Here is a 17,475-nt window from a genome sequence, read left to right as displayed (position 1 = left end):
GCAGATCAAGATGACCTGCTGTGTCGGTGGTCTTAACTGAGTGGTTTTCTCAGTTTAGAGCACGGGACGCCCTTTGAGACCGCTTTTCAGGCTCAAAGGCGAGGCGGAAGCCCGCTTCACAGGCTGGAGCCGTTCCCCACAGCAGACTACCTTGAGCCCACCGCCGGGAACGTAAATCGGACACCCATTTTTACAGGTCTGACACAAGGGATAAAGGTAAAGAAAGGCTTAACCCGGGCGAAATCCAAGCAAGATGGTTGCAATTTGGTGAAAAGTAAGTAAGATATAGGGTTAAGAAGACTGAAAATCATAATTTTAAATGAAAAGGAAGCATTCTATGACCAAACTGACTTGGCGTGATGACCCCGAGTACCTGGCTTTAGTTTCTGATCTGTTGGCAAAGGAGCCGGTTCAACGCCTGGCGAATTACACGCAACACCATCACTCTGACCGCTTGTCCCACTGTATTTCAGTGTCGTATAACAGTTACCTGATTGCTAAGAAACTTGGCTTAAACACCCGGGCCACCGCACGGGGTGGTTTGTTACATGATTTATTTTATTATGATTGGCGCACGACGAAGTTCAATCTAGGGTCGCACGCGTTTATCCATCCACGAGTTGCTTTGCGGAACGCTGAAAAATTAACGGACCTGAGCCCCATGGAAAAGGATATTATCTTGAAGCACATGTGGGGCGCAACGCTCGCTATGCCTAAATACCGGGAAAGTGCCATTGTTTCCCTAGTAGATGATTACGAAGCCGTTCACGAATTCTGTGGGCCAGCCCGTAAGCGAGTGGAAGCCTTAATGAACAAAGTAACGCCTAACGCCTAGTTTCAGGGAAACATGGATGGGAGGCAGGATAAGGATGCAAATGATGTCATCAAAGGCGCAGGACGAACCAACGGTAGACTTTGAGCTTTGCCCGCGATTTGAACAAACCTTTTCTTTTTTAGGTAAGAAGTGGAACGGATTAATTATCGATGTCCTCCTTCATGAGGGACCGCAACGCTTCCGTGACTTAGCCCGCAACATTCCCCGTTGTAGTGATCGGGTTCTGGTGGAACGCTTGAAGGAATTGGAAACTAACGGCGTGATTGTTCGTCGCACGTTCCCCGACAACGCGTTGATCGAATACGAATTGACGGACAAGGGCGAAGAGTTCAAAGACATTATGGCCGCGGTTCACGCGTGGTCTGACAAGTGGTATTGTCCAACGGAAGCCGACCAGAAATAGTTGACAGTTGCGACAAAATCCGCTAGGCTAAGATAGCGTAATAATTAAAAACGATGATAGAAAAGCAGTAGCCGGTGCAATTTGTCAGGAAGAGTTTGCCTAGATTGGAAGCAAACTTCAAATTACTGGGTGAATTCAGTTCTTGAGTTGTAATCGGGATTCGTGGCGACACGATGAATGATTTTCCGGTGAATGACCGTTATCACTTCTGAGTGTGGCTAAGAGTCTAAACTTTTAGCTGAATCAGGGTGGTACCGCGAAGCTTCGTCCCTAGTTATGGGGGCGGGGCTTTTTTGTTTGCCCAAGAATTGTGGCGCTTTGACCAAAGAAAATGGAGGATGACGTATGTCGTTAAAGGATAAATTAAACGAACTGCACGAACGCGGTCTCGCGGAAATTAAAAAATCTGGCGATCTGAAAGACGTGAACCAAGTCCGGGTATCGTTACTGGGTAAAAAAGGCCCCATCACCGAGGTTTTACGGGGGATGCGCGACTTAGATGCCGAAGAACGGCCTAAGGTTGGGGCATTTGCCAATGAAATCCGGGATGACTTGACGGCGGCTTTAGCTAAGCGGCGTGAAGAACTGGAAAACGCGGTTTTGAATGCCAAATTGGCGAACGAAGCCATCGACGTGACCTTACCAGGGACGCCGGTTGCCAAGGGTGAACCCCACGTGATCCAACAAATCATCGACCAAATCGAAGACCTCTTCTTGGGCATGGGTTACCAAGTCCTGAGCGGTCCCGAAGTCGAAGAAGACAAGTACAACTTTGAAATGATGAACTTGCCGAAGAATCACCCAGCCCGTGACATGCAAGATACTTTCTACATTACGAAGGAAATCTTGATGCGGACACAGACGTCGCCAATGCAAGCGCGGACGCTGGAAACGCATGACTTCAGCAAGGGCCCCTTGAAGATGATCTCCCCAGGGGTAGTTTACCGGCGCGATACCGATGACCCGACCCACTCTCACCAATTCCATCAGGTGGAAGGCTTGGTTATCGACAAGCACATTACCATGGCTGATTTAAAGGGGACGTTACAAGTTCTGGCCCACGAATTATTTGGTGACAAATTTGATGTGCGGTTACGACCAAGTTACTTCCCATTCACGGAACCTTCCGTTGAAGCCGACATTACCTGCTTTAACTGTGGTGGTAAGGGCTGCAAGGTCTGCAAGAATACTGGCTGGATCGAAGTTTTAGGTGCCGGTATGGTGCACCCGAACGTCTTGAAGATGGCTGGCGTTGACGCCGATGTTTACGGCGGCTTTGCCTTTGGGGTCGGTCCTGACCGGTTCGCCATGTTGAAGTACGGGGTGGATGACATCCGGAACTTCTACCTAAATGATGTTCGCTTCCTCAACCAATTCACGAAGAAAGGATAACCGCCAACCATGAAGATTTCATACAACTGGATTAAAGAATACCTGGATTTAAACGTTAAGCCTGCTGACTTGGCGGAAAAAATTGAACGGACGTCCGTTGAAGTGGACGACGTTGTCAAGCCAAGCGACGGCCTGAAGAAACTCGTTGTCGGCCACGTGCTGAGCATTGAAGCTCACCCGGACTCCGATCACTTACACATTTGCCAAGTGGACGTCGGTGAAGACGCCCCCTTACAAATCGTGTGTGGCGCACCCAACATTGCCGAAGGCCAGATGGTCATCGTGGCCCTGCCTGGTTCACGGATTGCCGACAACGTTAAGATCAAGAAGTCCAAGATGCGCGGTGTTCCTTCTGCCGGGATGATCTGCTCCTTACAAGAAATTGGCTTCCCCGAAGCCGTTGTGCCTAAGGAATACGCGGATGGCATTTACGTGCTGCCGGCCGATGCCAAGCCTGGCGACGAGGTTTACGATTACCTGGGGATGAACGACAGTCTGATCGACTTAGACGTGACGCCTAACCGGGGGGACATGTTGAGCCTGTACGGGACGTTACATGACCTGTCAGCCATCTACGACCTGCCCGTTAAGTTCGACCAACCAGCCGTTAAAGAAGCCGGTGAACCGATTGCGGATCAATTAAGCATTCACGTGGACGAGTCCTTGGCTCCCCAATACAAGATGCGCTTGGTCAAGCAAGTTAAATTAGCCCCAAGTCCCATGTGGCTGCAAATTCGCCTCTGGAACGCCGGTTACCGGCCAATCAACAACGTGGTGGATATCACTAACTACATCATGTTGAAATATGGTCAACCCCTACATGCCTTTGACTACGATAAATTTGCGGGTGAAGACGTTTACGTCCGGAACGCTAAGGCCGGCGAAAAGCTGACGACCTTGGACGAAGGCGAACACGACTTGGACGTCAACGATATTGTGATTGCTGACGACAAGGCCCCAATCGCCTTAGCCGGTGTCATGGGTGGCCTGGACACAGCTATCGCTGATGGCACGACCACGGTTGCCATCGAAGCCGCCGTATTTGAACACGACCACATCCGTAAGGCTGCGCAACGGCATAACTTACACACGGATGCTTCGCAACGCTTCGAACGTGGCGTGAACCGGACTGGTTTGCAAGACGCCTTAGACGCTGCTGCTCAGATGATGGACGAGTTGGCCGGTGGGACTGTCCAAACGGGGACGGTCGTTGCTGCTGACAACGTGCCTGCACCAGCCGTGATCGACATTACCATGAGCCGCGTGAACGCTGTGTTGGGGACCGACTTGAATCAAGCCAAGGTCACCCACATTTTGGAAACGTTGGGCTGTGACGTGACTGCCGATGGTGAAAAGCTGACGGTCACGGTACCCGTTCGCCGCAACGATATTCACATTCCAGCCGACTTGTTGGAAGAAATCGCGCGGATCTACGGCTACGACGAATTGCCAGCAACGTTGCCAACGGGTCGCATGACCATGGGTGAACTGACGACGTCACAGAAATTGATGCGGGCAACTCGCCACTCCTTAGAGGGCTTAGGGTTGAACCAAGCCATTTCCTACGCACTGACGACGGAAGACAAGGCTAAGATGTTCCTGATGCAACCAAGCGAGGTCACCAAGTTGGCTTGGCCAATGAGCGTGGACCACGCCGTGTTGCGGATGAACGTCATCACGGGTCTGTTGGACGATATCGCCTACAACAGTGCTCGGAAGGTGAAGGACGTGGCCTTGTACGAACAAGGACGGGTCTTCTACCGTGAAGACGGGACGGAGCGTCCTAGCGAACAAGAACACATCGCCGGTGCCATCACCGGGACGCTGTTGCCAACCGCTTGGGATGCCCCTGCCCAACCCGTTGACTTCTACCAAGTGAAGGGAATCGTCGCAGCCTACCTCAAGGATATGGCTGTGAACGGTGACGTGACTTACGTGGCCAACACGGACATGCCAGAAATGCACCCAGGCCGGACGGCGGACATTTTAGTTCACGGTCACCGGATCGGGTTCATGGGTCAAATTCACCCAACGATTGCTAAGAAATTCAAGATTGGGGCCACTTACGTCTTCGAATTGAACCTGCAGGCCATCATTGATATGCCTAAGCAGGAAAACCAATACGACGTGATTTCGCGTTACCCAGCCATCACGCGTGACGTGGCCATGCTGGTCGACAACGACGTGACCAACGACCAAATCGTTGAATTGATCGAAAAGCGGGGCGGGGCGTTCTTACAATCCGTCAAGCTGTTTGACGTTTACGATGGCGTCAAGGTGCCAAAGGGCAAGAAGTCCCTGGCTTACACGTTGACGTTCCAAGACAAGCACGAAACCTTAGTCGATGATGTCGTGACTCAGGCCTTTGAAAAGGTTGAGAAGCGGCTGCAAGACGACTTGGGCGCTGAAATTCGTTAAGACGTTAAGACTTTAATGAAACGCGTTAGCTTTCCTTCGGGATGGCTAGCGCGTTTTTTGCGCCTCCGGGCTGGTGAAAATAGGCCGTGACGCTGTGGGCGAACGTCCGGAGCCAAAGGGCGGTCTCCGAACTTACTTTGAGCCGAAGGGCACGTCTCAAAGATATCAGTTTCCTAAGTGGCAAAGCCACCAAGGAAACTCCCACGGCTGAGCCTATTTTCACCAGCCCTGCGGCTGACACTGGTTTGACCCGAAAAAACGTGCTGCGGGTTTGGATGGATTGTGAGGACGTTGACGTGGGGTGTGTCGGTCTGATTTTATTTAAGTCTATGTGTGAGTTGATGGTTAGGTAGTTAGATTGACTTAGGTCGCTTGGTTGGCTTTCGCTTTTTGATTTGGAAGTTTATGGTTTTAGGAAGGTGTTGGCTTAGCTATGCGAGGCAGATTTTTATGCTTTGTGTTAGGGCAACGTCATTGATTTAGACTGACTTAGGTCGTTTGACAGGTTCTTCGCTTTTAGATTCGGAAACTTGCGGCCTCGGAAACGTGCTACGCGAGCCAGGTCCCTGCGCTTAACCCCGACTAATCAATGACCCAAGCCTGAGACAACGTCATTGATTTAGACTGACTTAGGTCATTTGATTGGTTCTTCGCTTTTAGATTCGGAAACATGCGGCTTCTGAAACGTGCTACGCGAGGCAACTGGTTCCGCTTAACACCGTAACGAAAATGCCCCAGGCCCGGGTGTCGTCATTGATTTAGACTGACTTAGGTCGTTGGTCGTTCGACTGGTTCTTCGCTTTTAGATCCGGAAACTTGCGGCCTCGGAAACGTGCTCCGCGAGCCAGACTCCTGCGCTTAACCCCGACTAAGCAATGACCCAAGCCCGGGGTCATCACTTAGTCGACGTTAATGCTCAGAGTCTAAGCGGCTCGCTCCGCACTCTTTGTTACATTTCTTCAAAATCTGCTTTTCAGGTTTCCGCTGGGCCGGAATTTCTGTATAATAGAGAAGACTATGGCATAGAACGGAGGAAATAAGTTGGATAATGGCACAAATCCTACCCCGTCGCGACAAGAATCGGGGAAGAAACGGTCGTTTGGCCGGCGTATCATGATCGGCGTGGCAAGTCTGCTAGTGCTTTTGGCAGTCGTCATTGGGTTCTTTGGCTATCATTACTTCCAGACGGCGTTGAAACCCATGGACACTAGCAATAACAATGTGGTTCAGGTTCACGTGCCGATGGGGGCAACGTCCAATAAAATTGGGCAGATCCTGCAAGACAAAAAAGTGGTTAAGAGCGGTATGGTCTTTAACTACTACGTGAAATCGAATAAGTTTACGAATTTCCAGGCTGGGTATTACCAGTTGAAACCGTCCATGACCCTGAAGCAAATTGCGACGCAGTTACAGAAGGGTGGTTCGGCGGAACCGATTCAGAGTACGTCTGGGAAGGTGCTAGTTCGCGAAGGCGAAACGGTCGACCAGATTGCGGCTGAGATTCCGATTCAGACGGATTTCACCAAGAAAGAATTCATGAACCTGATGCAGAGCCCAACGTTCTTCAATGAATTAGCGGCGAAATATCCGCAACTTCTGAGCTCCGCCAAGTCGGCCAAAAAGGTGCGGTACCGGTTAGAGGGTTATTTAGCCCCCGCAACCTATCAAGCCGGCAAGAAGATGACCTTGAAACAATTGGTGACCGAAATGGTTGCGAAGACGGATCAGAACTTGCAAGGCAGTTACGCCACTATCAAGAAGGAAAAACGCACGGTACAAGAAACCTTGACGTTAGCCTCCTTGGTTGAACGCGAAGGGGTCACACAATCCGACCGGGATAAGATTGCCGGGGTCTTCTTGAACCGCATCAAGGCGGGGATGGCCTTACAATCTGACATTTCCGTGCAATATGCCTTGAAGACCACGAAGTCGACGCTGACTTACAAGGACCTGAAGGTGAAGTCACCGTATAACCTGTACATCCACACGGGTTACGGGCCAGGGCCATTTGCAAACCCTAGCACGTCATCGATCAAAGCAGTCTTACACCCGAAGGACCAGAAGAAGGGGTACTACTACTTCATCGCGAATACCAAGACGGGGAAGGTTTACTTCTCCCAGACTTATGCACAGCATCAAGAAAAGACGAGTTCACTAGCAAGCGATAATAAATAAAAGGATGGCGACAGTGTTGGCAAACAAGAAACGACCGATTATCATTGGGGTTACCGGGGGTTCCGGTAGTGGCAAAACGACCGTAAGTCGGGCAATTTTCAATCAATTGATTGGGCATTCAATCATGATTTTGCAACAAGATTCGTACTACAACAATCAAGATGACATGACGATGGAAGAACGGGCTGCCGTGAACTACGACCACCCCTTAGCCTTCGACACCGACCTCTTGATTTCACAATTGAAGCAATTGTTGAACTACGAACCCATTGAGAAGCCTGTTTACGACTACACGTTGTCCACGCGGAGCAAGGAAACGATTCACCAGGAACCACGGGACGTCATCATCTTGGAAGGGATTTTAATCCTCGATGACGAACGGCTGCGGGACCTGATGGACATCAAGGTCTTCGTTGATACGGACGATGACATTCGGATCATTCGCCGGATTCAACGGGATATGAACGAACGGGGCCGGTCACTGGAATCTGTTATCCAACAATACTTGGCAACGGTTAAGCCAACTTACCATCAATTCGTTGAACCAACCAAGCGTTACGCCGACCTGATTGTGCCTGAAGGTGGCGAGAACCAAGTCGCTATCGACCTGTTAGTCACGAAGATTCGGGCAATCCTCGAAGCGAGTGGCAATGACCAAGTTTTTGACAATCCAGATACAACCATATAGAATAGGACAGGTTAGCTGGTAAAAACGGCTAACCTTTTCTATCAATCAAAATAAACTTCAACTTGTGGGTGAACCGCAAGACTATAATTTGCTAAAAGGGGTGGCCAGTGTGGCACAAGATAAAATGTATCCAATGACTGAGGAAGGTAAGGAAAAACTCCAAGCCGAACTCGAAGACTTAAAGATGGTTCAACGGCCTAAGGTTATTGACCGGATTAAAATTGCACGTTCTTACGGAGACCTTTCAGAAAACTCTGAATACGAGTCAGCCAAGGACGAACAAAGTATGCTAGAGACGCGGGTCAGCACCGTTGAACGTATGCTGCAATACGCTCAAATCATCGACAACGATGGCAGCGACAAGGATGAAATCACTGTGGGTAAGAAGGTTACCTTCAAGGAATTGCCCGATGAAGAACCCGAAGAATACACCATCGTGGGTGCCGCTGAAGCCGATCCTATGTCTGGGAAAATCTCCAACGACTCACCAATCGCTAAGGGCCTGTTAGGCCACCGGAACGGGGAAAAAGTTACTTTTGATACCCCAGGTGGCGATATGACTGTTCAAATTTTAGCAGTCGAATAAGAAAAAAGTTTTCGCGACTTTTTCAAATAGTTCTGAAATTTAAAGGGTGCCTCGACCACGGTCGGGACGCCTTTTTGCTTACTTTTAAGCAGTTAGATTGAAGACCACAATTTAATTGTGTATAATGCAGTTAGTGAAACGATACTTGCCAAGGACCCGCTTGGCGTGGTATAAATGGTATGAAAACGGATTCACAGTCTGTCAAAGAGGAGTCTATCAAAATGAAAATTAATGTGACTGATGCAGCAAGCAAATGGTTCCGTGAAGACATGGGAATGACTGGTCGTGGCGTTCGTTTCTTTGGTAAAGTTTACGGCAAGACGCCGGTTCACGATGGCTTTTCACTCGGCATGACCCCGGACGATCATCCCCGCCACCCAATTGTTGCAGAAAAGAAGGACGATGTGACCTATTACATCACCGAGGGGGACCAATGGTTCTTCGTCGGTTATGATTTGACCATCGATTACGATGCCAAGACAGATGGCCCAGTATACATCTACGACGACAATGGTGAACTTGATAAGTAAGTCGCTAGCAAATTCGTTTGACCAACTTAAGGTCAGGCGAATTTTTTCGTTTGCGGGTAAAGTGTGAGAATCGTGTAAGTGGACAGAAAAATACCCCCGATTAAGTCGTTAGGACTTGGTCGGGGGCATTTGGTCGGGGGCATTTGGCATGTGGGAATTAATCTTTATTTGTAGATGGTTACCAGCAGTCCGGACTACTGGTAAATGATAGAGAGCAGGTATAACTCCGCCAGATAGAAAACGTCCACGACTCAGTCACTAGGACTAAATCATGGACGTTTATACAAGTCGATTGAATTGGTGCGGTTAATCGCTGCGACTATTCAGAGGTGCTTTACCGAATCGACATAAAACAGACCGTTGGGGTTAAGCTAGTGTGAAGCCGCAGGACTGGTGAAAATGGGCTCAGCCGTGGGAGTTGCCTTAGCGGTTTACCGCTTAGACAACTGCTATCTTTGAGACGCGGTTTTCGGCTCAAAGTAAGTCTGAAGACCGTTTCTCAGGCTTCAGACGTGCGCCCACAGCGTCACGGCCCATTCTCACCGGTCCGGAGGCACTGCCGACACACTAGCTTAACCGTGACGACGGTGGGTGAGGTACCAGCCGCCTGTCAGACCCAGCAACGTCACTAAACTAACCAGCAACCCGGCATTTAACAACGGTGGCCAGTAGGACAGTGTCACGGTACTCTGGCCCTTAGGCAGCTTAACGGCGGTGAACATGCCGACTGTCTTGTACGTTTTGACGCGCTTACCATTAACGGTGGCGTGCCAACCGGTGGAGTACGGCACGGAGGTGTTCAGGACCTGATCGGCCGTCTTAGTCGTGATGGTGCCACGGAAATAGCGACTGCTGTGTTTCGTTAGGTGCCAGGGTTGCGTCTTCAGCTGCGTGACGGCGCGTTGGAACTTCGCCGTATTCAGTTGATACAGCGTGAAGTTATCCAGCCACAACGAGCCCTTCTTCAGCTGAATCGTTAACGTTTGCTTCTTACCTTTGGCATGGTCGGCGGCACTGACCATGATGGTGTTCCGGTAGGTCTTGTACTGATCCAGCGTTTTACCATTCAGGATGAACGTCGCGTTATCCGAATTGACCGTCGAACCAAAGGTCAGGTAGTACGCGTCGTTGGTGGTTGGGGTGAATGTCAGCGTAATCTTCGCCGGTTTCAACAGGTTTTTGCGTTGTAACACAGCGCCGGTGATCTTCGACTGTTGGGCGATGTTTTGGAACGTCACTTGGTCAAAATTTTCGGCCGTGTACAGGTGTTGGTCCGTGACTTTACCGGTCAACGCGGCCAGCCAGTTGGACTGGTACTGTGCCGGGTCGGCCGTTTTGTTCTTCAACGTTAGAATCTGTTGATTGGCGGCGTAACCTATTGGCAGAGCGTATTGGTTACGGTAGGTCGTGGCCCATTGGTCCTGACCCACGGCTTGGTAATCCGCCAGGTCGGCCTTGTTGGTGGACGCCGGCAACATGCTAGTCCCACTCAAGGCGCCGGACAATTGTTTTTGCTGGAAGTAGTACTTCATGTTTAGCAGGGAATCGGTGACCAGTGTCCCGTTGCTGTATTCAACGAAGCCGTCGCCATCCGGACTCCCAATGTTGCCGTAGAAGGTCGGCGTGGCTTTTGGCAGGACGGATGAGAAGACCCCGCCGCCGGCATAGCCCGTTTGAAAGGCATCGCCCTTGGTTCGCAGGAAGGTCTTACCGATACGGTAGACGCCTTGATCTTTCTTCTGCACGCGGTTGACCAAGCGTTGGAGCTCGTTGGTGTAGTTGCCGTATTCGCCTTGAGAGACGTAGCTAATGTTGTTTAACGACATGAAGGCGTTGGCCGAGACCTCGGTTATCCCGATGACGAAAAAGGCCAGCGGATAGATCCAGTGGTGCTTGACGGGCAGCGTCGTTAGGCCTAGGGCCAAGACGGCAAAGAACAGGCCGAGGAGCACTTGATTCATTTGTAAGAACTTAAAGGACTTGAGGTTCAAGGCCACGTAGGCGGTGCCGGCCACGATGAGCAGTGTGGCGACGGCAATGGCCAACCAGCCGGGTTCGAAGTCGTCCGTTAGGGTTTGCGCGGCCAACCAAATCAGCCAGAAACTCACGACAAACGAGAAGCGGTACGGGTACCAAACGGGGAACTGGCCCGCGTGCCACAACAGGTCGAGGGGTTGAACACAGAGGGATAACGCCAAGAAGAGGGTGATGATGCCGGCGGTGATGCGGCTACGTAGCTTGATACGTTTGTCCGCGAAAAAGAAAATGCTTCCGAGTAAGGCCAGCGCACCGATGAAGAGGTTGGCGGTCCCGTCCGGCATTTGATCAAAGTTGAAGGCGCCCATGAAGAACTTGGCAATCATCTTCGGTGGGAAGAATTCAAACTTCCACTTAAAGGTTGTGACCGTGTACTGGGCCTTGCTTTGCGACAGGGACCACCAGGTTGGCAGCAACACGAATGCTGCCAACAGGCCGCTTGCGGCGGAGGTCAACGCAAACTTTACGGTTTGACCCCAGAAGTGCCGCCAGTTAGTAAATTGATCAACGGCAAACCAAACGAATGCCAAAATCAAGAAGAGACAGATCATGTAGGCCATGTAGTAGTTCACGACCAGCATGAGGGTCAACCAGACCACGTAGGTACGCCACTTGCCGGTGTGCATCAACAGATACAGGCCGTAGAAAATCAGTGGCAACAGGTAGGCTGCGTCTAACCACATGATGTTGAGTTGGTTGGCAATCGACCAGCCCATCAAGGCGTAGGCGGTGGCCAACGTTACCAGCTTAAAACCGGATTGGTTGGTCGTTTTGAGCAGTAACCAGCCGAAGGTCAGGCCAGCCAGCCCATATTTGATCACGGTCAGGAGGAAGACCCCGGTCGTGAGCGTGGCGCCGGGACAGAGCAGTAACAGCCAGTTCAGCGGACTGAGCAGGTAGTACGACCAGGTCCCCAGCATTTCGCCACCCAAGCCGTTCGCAAAGGAGTAGAAAATACTGCTGGGATCGTGCAGTAGGGCTCGCCGTAGATAGGCAAAGAAGTCGATGTACTGCTGACCTAGGTCGACCGTCAATAGGCTACTTGAGCCAAATGGGGCCATCTGCCGGTAGATAAAATAAGCCGTCATTAATAAAAAGGGCGTTAAGAACGCACCCAAAAGTGTGGATTGACGTTGTGTAAGCGACCAACGTCGTTTTTTTTCTTGCAAGGAAGCCACCTCAATCTTTCAATAATTTAAAAGCAAGTTTATGAGTGTTGCGGCGTGAATCGGCGGATTCAGCCTAAGGGCGAAGCTGGCGTGGCGGTCAGGCTAACGGGTTGGTTAGGTGACACGACCACGCGTGGTCAAAGATTGGCCAGTTCTTATCATACTATACTGGGCCAGCTGTGCGGCCGGATTGTCATATTTTTAAAGATATTTCAGAACTCAACTAAAATACTGGGTATGAGTTAAACGGTCGTTGGTTTCGCCTCCGGGATGGTGAAAAAGGGATTGGAACGCTGTGGCGCTCGTTCCCGGCGGTGGTCTCAAGACGCCCTGCTGTGGCGCCGGTTCCAGCCAAAAAGCGGGCTTCCACCTCAACTTTGAGCCTGAGAACCGGTCTCAAAGGTTGTCCCATGGGCTAAGTTGCGAACAAATCACGCAACTAAGACCATCGACACAGCTGGGCGTCTTGGCCCACCTCTGGTCACTGATACAAACGTTTCATTTTCACCATCCCGGTGGCTGCCGCACGTTTAGTCCATAGACGGTGCTTGAGTTGCGTACTGATTCTTATGTATTAACCGGTTATCGACAGACTAAAGATGTTGTGCTGCGATTAGCCAAGTGAGTTTGCATCGGGATCGCTCGGTTTAATAATGCTTTGATTCCATCGGCCTGGTTGCACATATTTATTTTGACAAGTGGGCGATGGGTTATCGGGAATGTGGCTATGCAAAATCCTTTGGGAGTGATTACGTCCGGCAGAAAATAGAGACAAACGTAAATAAAATATGGCCAATCCCCATCGATAGAATATTTTAGGAAAATGTGAGTGACCAGAGGCGGGCCAAGGTGCCCAGCTGTGTCGGTGGGCTAGGCTGGGGTACTTTCCCAGCCTAGCCCACGGGACGACCTTTGTGACCGCACCTCAGGCACAAAGTCGAGGTGGAAGCCCGCCCCTCAGGCTGGAACCGGCCCCATAGCAGGGCACCTTGAGCCCGCCGCCGGGAACGGCCAATTACCCGCAAAATATTTTGAAAGACGAAAAACCGCCATAATTTATTTATTTTTGGTAAAATGGGGAGCAGGTCACTTTTGAGAGAATCACAGTATGCTAGAATACCAATTGGGCGTCAGCCATCCCGGCCTCTAGAATAGCATAGTTTGTTTAAATTTCTGAAGTGGGATAGTGACTGGCCACGAAGTTTGGTAGAATAGTAGCTGTACAATAAGGAGCAGAGCTGTTGTGAAGAATTTTTATAATCGCGTTAGCAACCGAAATCAGCGGTCGAGTGACGGTCCCGTGAAGTCCGAGATCCCGTTTCGGTTGAACTTTCTTTTCATCATTGTTGCCCTGTTATTTGCGGCGCTGATCGGTCAGTTGGCGTATTTGCAAGTAATGTATGGGTCGCAATTTAAGGCGGAGGTCAACTCGACCGATACCACGATTGAAACCACCAACGTGCAACGGGGGATGGTTTACGATTCCAACGGTAAGGTATTAGTGGGGAATAAAGCCCACCAAGCCATTTCCTACACCAAAGGGGTCAACGTTCTGTCCACCAGTATGTACGATATTGCCAATAAGTTAGGCCGGTACTTAACGGTCTCCACCAGTTCATTGACGCCACGGCAGTCGATCGACTACTACTTGACCGACAACAATCGGTTAAAGGCAGTTGAGAAGAAGCTGTCCGGCACCAAGGGCATGTCCACGACGCAAATGTACAACAAGGCACTGACTTACTTGGAAAACGATTCTTCGTTCAAATTGACCAAAACGCAGAAAAATGCGGCGGCCATTTTTGCTAAGATGAGTGGGGCCTACGCGTTATCGACCACCTATATCAAGGATTCCGGCGTTTCCAGCAAGGAAATTGCGGAAATCGGTGAACATTTATCCGAAATGCCTGGGGTTCAGGTCGGAACAAGTTGGTCACGGAACTATCCGAACGGGTCGTCGATCAAGTCGATCATTGGGACGGTTTCATCCGAAAAGACCGGGTTGCCTAGCGACAAGGTCAATGAACTGTTGGCCCAAGGCTACTCACGGAATGACAGTGTGGGCCAATCCTACCTGGAACAGGAATATGAATCTGTTCTGCGGGGGACCAAGGCTGAAAAGCAGGTCGAAGTCGCCGGTAATAATACCGTGACCAAGGAAGTCAAGAAGTATGGTGGATCCAAGGGGGATAACCTCCAATTGACCATCAATTCTGACTTCCAGAAGAAACTGCAGACGCTGGTTCACTCGGCCGAATCTGGTGCCGGTGGCGTGTCTACCGGGACCTATGCCATCGTGATGAACCCGAATACCGGGGGCATCATTGGGATGGCCGGGGTCGACCGGAACCCATCCACGGGTAAGATCACGACGAACGCCTTAGGTGCTATGAACAGTGACATCGTTATGGGGTCTGTCGTCAAGGGTGCCATGGTTTCAGGGGCGTTAATGGATGGCGTGATCACGCCGTACAACAACACCTTGACCGATAAACCCATCACCGTTGGTGGGGTCAAGAAGGCGTCCTGGTTTAACGCTAATGGTGGTGCCGACATGGCGGTCAATGCATCCACGGCGCTGGAAGTTTCTTCCAACTCCTACATGATGCAATTAGCCATGAAGGAAGCCAACTTTAACTACGTTTCCGGTGCGGCTTTGACCATGGGTACCAGCATTTTCGCCAAGGAACGGGGCTACTTCAACCAATTTGGGTTGGGTGTCTCGACCGGGATTGACCTCCCAGGCGAAAGTACCGGGTTACGAGGCTCCAGCAGTAAGGCCCACATTGGGAACGCGTTGGACTTGTCCTTCGGGAACTACGATGCCTACACGGTCTTACAAGTTGCGCAGTACATGTCGACGGTTGCCAATGGGGGCACGCGAATTGCCCCACACGTCGTGGATTCCATCCGGGGGACCAAGTCCGATGGGTCACTGGGCGCTGTGAAGAACTCCGTGACACCAAAGGTCTTGAACCGAATCGACATGACGGCAGCACAGAAGAAATTAGTCACGGAAGGTCTGTACGACGTGGTTCACGGGAGCAACACGTACAAGACTGGGGACGAATTATCTTCGATCTCACCAGAAATCTCCGCCAAGACTGGGACGGCCCAAACGTATTACAAGGGTAACGAAACAGTAACGCTGAGTCTGGCTTCTTACGCACCATCGACGCATCCACAAGTGGTTGTTGCCTTGGCAATGCCTAACTTAGGGGTCAATGCCGAAGATAACAACATGAAGTTGGCCAAGGAAATCTACTCAGCTTACTGGAAGACGGTCCAATCGACCTCAACGATTAAGTAGTGAGCGGGTCGGCAACAAAAAAATGAAAAAATCGTGTTCCGGGCGAAAATCCCGCGGTGTCGGCGATTTTACAGCTGTTAAGTATTTTTGCTTAACATATTTAGGATTATCACTGGTAATTGCTGCCGATTAATGGTAATATATTACGAGTTAAGGGCTCTAGCCTGTAATTCTAAACAAGTTGGGAGGTTACCCACAATGCGTGTACACATCACTTTAGAATGTACGGAATGCCACGAACGCAATTACTTATCCAGCAAGAACCGGCGTAATAACCCGGACCGGGTTGAATTTAAGAAATACTGCCCACGTGACCGGAAAGTAACTTTGCATCGTGAAACTAAGTAAGGTACGGGCGAGAGTCCGCACCTTTTTTTATTGAAAAAAACTCTCAAGGGGGTAAACCAATGCAATCCAAAGCCTTGTTACGGCAACAGACGATTCAAGCTTTGACCACCATGCCCGCTGATCAGCGTCAGACGTCGTCGGCCGAGTTGTACCGGCAACTGTTTGCGTTACCAGCTTGGCAGGCCGCTAAGTGCATTGCAACGACCATCAGTGGGGACTTTGAGTTGGCGACCCAGCCAATCATCGACGGTGCCCGAGCTGCGGGGAAAACTATCGCGGTGCCGGTCACCTTACCGCACCGGCAGATGGCCTTTCACGTGGTCGATGACCAAACAACGTTTGCGACCAGTTCGTTTGGCTTGCAGGAACCGGTCAACGGTGCCATTATCGAGCCAGAAGAATTTGATCTGATCATTGTGCCGGGTCTGCGGTTTGCCGTGACCGGTGAACGGTTAGGCTTTGGTGGCGGTTATTACGACCGTTATTTACCCCGAACAAACGGGTTCAAAGTGGCGCTAGCTTTGCCGGCGCAACAGGCGCAGCAGCCCACTTGGCCGGTTGAGGACTTCGATGTCTTATTGGACGCTGTTTTGGCAGCGCCCGTCCAATAGAAAGGAAGCCTTGCGGTGACGAATTTTAAATACCGGTTACGGCGCTTGGACCAGACGCCTTACATGACGATTGGTCTAATCGTGATCAATGCCCTGGTCTTTTTGGCCATGACGTTGGCCGGGGGCAGTACCAGTGTGAACGTCCTGATTACCTTCGGGGCGAAGCTCAATGCCTTGATTCAGCAGGGGGAATGGTGGCGGTTATTTACCCCCATGTTCCTGCACATTGGGTTTACCCATATTCTGATGAACATGATCACCCTGTACTTTGTGGGGATGCAGATTGAAGCCGCTTTCGGGCACACACGTTTTCTCGTGATGTACCTGATTGCCGGTGTTGGCGGGAACGTCGCCTCCTTCTGCTTCTCCGACAGCTTGTCAGCGGGGGCCAGCACGGCCATCTTTGGCCTGTTTGGGGCCTTCCTGATGCTAGGAGAATCCTTCTGGCAGAATCCAGGTATCCGGCAGTTGGCCCGGACGTTTTTAGCGTTTGTGGTCATGAACATTGCCTTTGATCTGTTCACCCCAGGGATTGATTTAGCGGGTCACCTGGGTGGCCTGGCTAGTGGCTTCCTGATAGCGTATACCGTCGGCGTGCCACGAATTGGTAAGGTTAGTCCAGTTAAAAGAATCGTCGCCACCATCGTGTTGATTGGTGGCTTGGTCTGGCTTTATTTACACGGCATGGCCCAGTAATTGTCGAAAAGTCTCGTGCAATTTCATGGAGGTTGTGGCACAATGAAAACGTTATATGATGTTCAGCAGCTACTTAAAAAATTTGGTATTTATGTGTACGTCGGTAAGCGACTTTGGGATATCGAAGTGATGGCATTGGAATTGGACCACCTCCGAAGAGCACGGGTGGTGGATGATCCAACCTTTGTCCAAGCGAAGGTTGTTCTCACGCATGAACACCGTTTAGAGGAACAACGAGCAAGAGATAATCACCAATCCATTGGAGGGATTTAGCGTT

General features: G+C 50.7%; 14 protein-coding genes. 13 read left to right on the top strand and 1 reads right to left on the bottom strand.

Annotated elements, in window-relative coordinates:
- The first annotated feature begins 337 nt into the window (after positions 1-337).
- The 8 genes from JUF22_RS07730 to JUF22_RS07695 all read left to right on the top strand — a co-directional run bounded on the left by JUF22_RS07730 (position 338) and on the right by JUF22_RS07695 (position 9,027).
- Positions 338-835, top strand: a complete 498-nt coding sequence (locus tag JUF22_RS07730) for an HD domain-containing protein (protein WP_203645258.1) — start codon at positions 338-340, stop codon at positions 833-835.
- 34 nt (positions 836-869) lie between these two features.
- Positions 870-1,238: a winged helix-turn-helix transcriptional regulator gene (locus JUF22_RS07725; RefSeq protein WP_203645256.1), complete on the top strand. Its 369-nt coding sequence runs from the start codon at positions 870-872 to the stop codon at positions 1,236-1,238.
- A gap of 345 nt (positions 1,239-1,583) precedes the next feature.
- Complete coding sequence (pheS, locus tag JUF22_RS07720; protein WP_203638767.1) at positions 1,584-2,630, top strand: phenylalanine--tRNA ligase subunit alpha; 1,047 nt, start codon at positions 1,584-1,586, stop codon at positions 2,628-2,630.
- Positions 2,631-2,639: 9 nt separating this feature from the next.
- The gene (gene pheT, locus JUF22_RS07715) at positions 2,640-5,048 is read left to right on the top strand and encodes a phenylalanine--tRNA ligase subunit beta (protein ID WP_203645254.1); all 2,409 of its coding nucleotides are present in this window, start codon (positions 2,640-2,642) and stop codon (positions 5,046-5,048) included.
- 1,041 nt (positions 5,049-6,089) lie between these two features.
- Complete coding sequence (gene mltG / locus JUF22_RS07710) at positions 6,090-7,223, top strand: endolytic transglycosylase MltG (protein WP_236000745.1); 1,134 nt, start codon at positions 6,090-6,092, stop codon at positions 7,221-7,223.
- 4 nt (positions 7,224-7,227) lie between these two features.
- On the top strand, positions 7,228-7,911 hold the full coding sequence (udk, locus tag JUF22_RS07705; protein ID WP_373300822.1) for a uridine kinase: 684 nt from the start codon (positions 7,228-7,230) through the stop codon (positions 7,909-7,911).
- 109 nt (positions 7,912-8,020) lie between these two features.
- Positions 8,021-8,497 (top strand): transcription elongation factor GreA, encoded by a 477-nt coding sequence (gene greA, locus JUF22_RS07700; RefSeq protein WP_203645252.1) that lies wholly within the window; start codon positions 8,021-8,023, stop codon positions 8,495-8,497.
- A gap of 221 nt (positions 8,498-8,718) precedes the next feature.
- Entirely contained in the window at positions 8,719-9,027 is a 309-nt protein-coding gene (locus tag JUF22_RS07695; protein WP_125765977.1) for a HesB/YadR/YfhF family protein, read from the top strand.
- Between the two features lie 572 nt (positions 9,028-9,599).
- On the opposite strand, the gene JUF22_RS07690 is transcribed toward JUF22_RS07695, so the two are convergent.
- On the bottom strand, positions 9,600-12,233 hold the full coding sequence (locus JUF22_RS07690) for a YfhO family protein (protein WP_203645250.1): 2,634 nt from the start codon (positions 12,231-12,233) through the stop codon (positions 9,600-9,602).
- A 1,243-nt stretch (positions 12,234-13,476) separates the two neighbouring features.
- Here JUF22_RS07690 and JUF22_RS07685 point away from each other — a divergent pair.
- From JUF22_RS07685 to JUF22_RS07665, 5 genes are all read left to right on the top strand, one after another.
- Complete coding sequence (locus JUF22_RS07685) at positions 13,477-15,543, top strand: peptidoglycan D,D-transpeptidase FtsI family protein (protein WP_203645248.1); 2,067 nt, start codon at positions 13,477-13,479, stop codon at positions 15,541-15,543.
- A gap of 198 nt (positions 15,544-15,741) precedes the next feature.
- Complete coding sequence (gene rpmG, locus JUF22_RS07680) at positions 15,742-15,891, top strand: 50S ribosomal protein L33 (RefSeq protein WP_011667723.1); 150 nt, start codon at positions 15,742-15,744, stop codon at positions 15,889-15,891.
- Between the two features lie 59 nt (positions 15,892-15,950).
- Positions 15,951-16,502, top strand: a complete 552-nt coding sequence (locus JUF22_RS07675) for a 5-formyltetrahydrofolate cyclo-ligase (RefSeq protein ID WP_203645247.1) — start codon at positions 15,951-15,953, stop codon at positions 16,500-16,502.
- A 15-nt stretch (positions 16,503-16,517) separates the two neighbouring features.
- On the top strand, positions 16,518-17,198 hold the full coding sequence (locus JUF22_RS07670) for a rhomboid family intramembrane serine protease (protein WP_236000744.1): 681 nt from the start codon (positions 16,518-16,520) through the stop codon (positions 17,196-17,198).
- Positions 17,199-17,240: 42 nt separating this feature from the next.
- The gene (locus JUF22_RS07665) at positions 17,241-17,471 is read left to right on the top strand and encodes a YqgQ family protein (protein ID WP_203645245.1); all 231 of its coding nucleotides are present in this window, start codon (positions 17,241-17,243) and stop codon (positions 17,469-17,471) included.
- Positions 17,472-17,475: the final 4 nt, after the last annotated feature.

It is taken from the genome of Levilactobacillus lanxiensis (genome assembly GCF_016861655.1).
Lineage (GTDB): Bacteria > Bacillota > Bacilli > Lactobacillales > Lactobacillaceae > Levilactobacillus > Levilactobacillus lanxiensis.
This window is presented reverse-complemented; position numbering and strand designations above follow the sequence as displayed.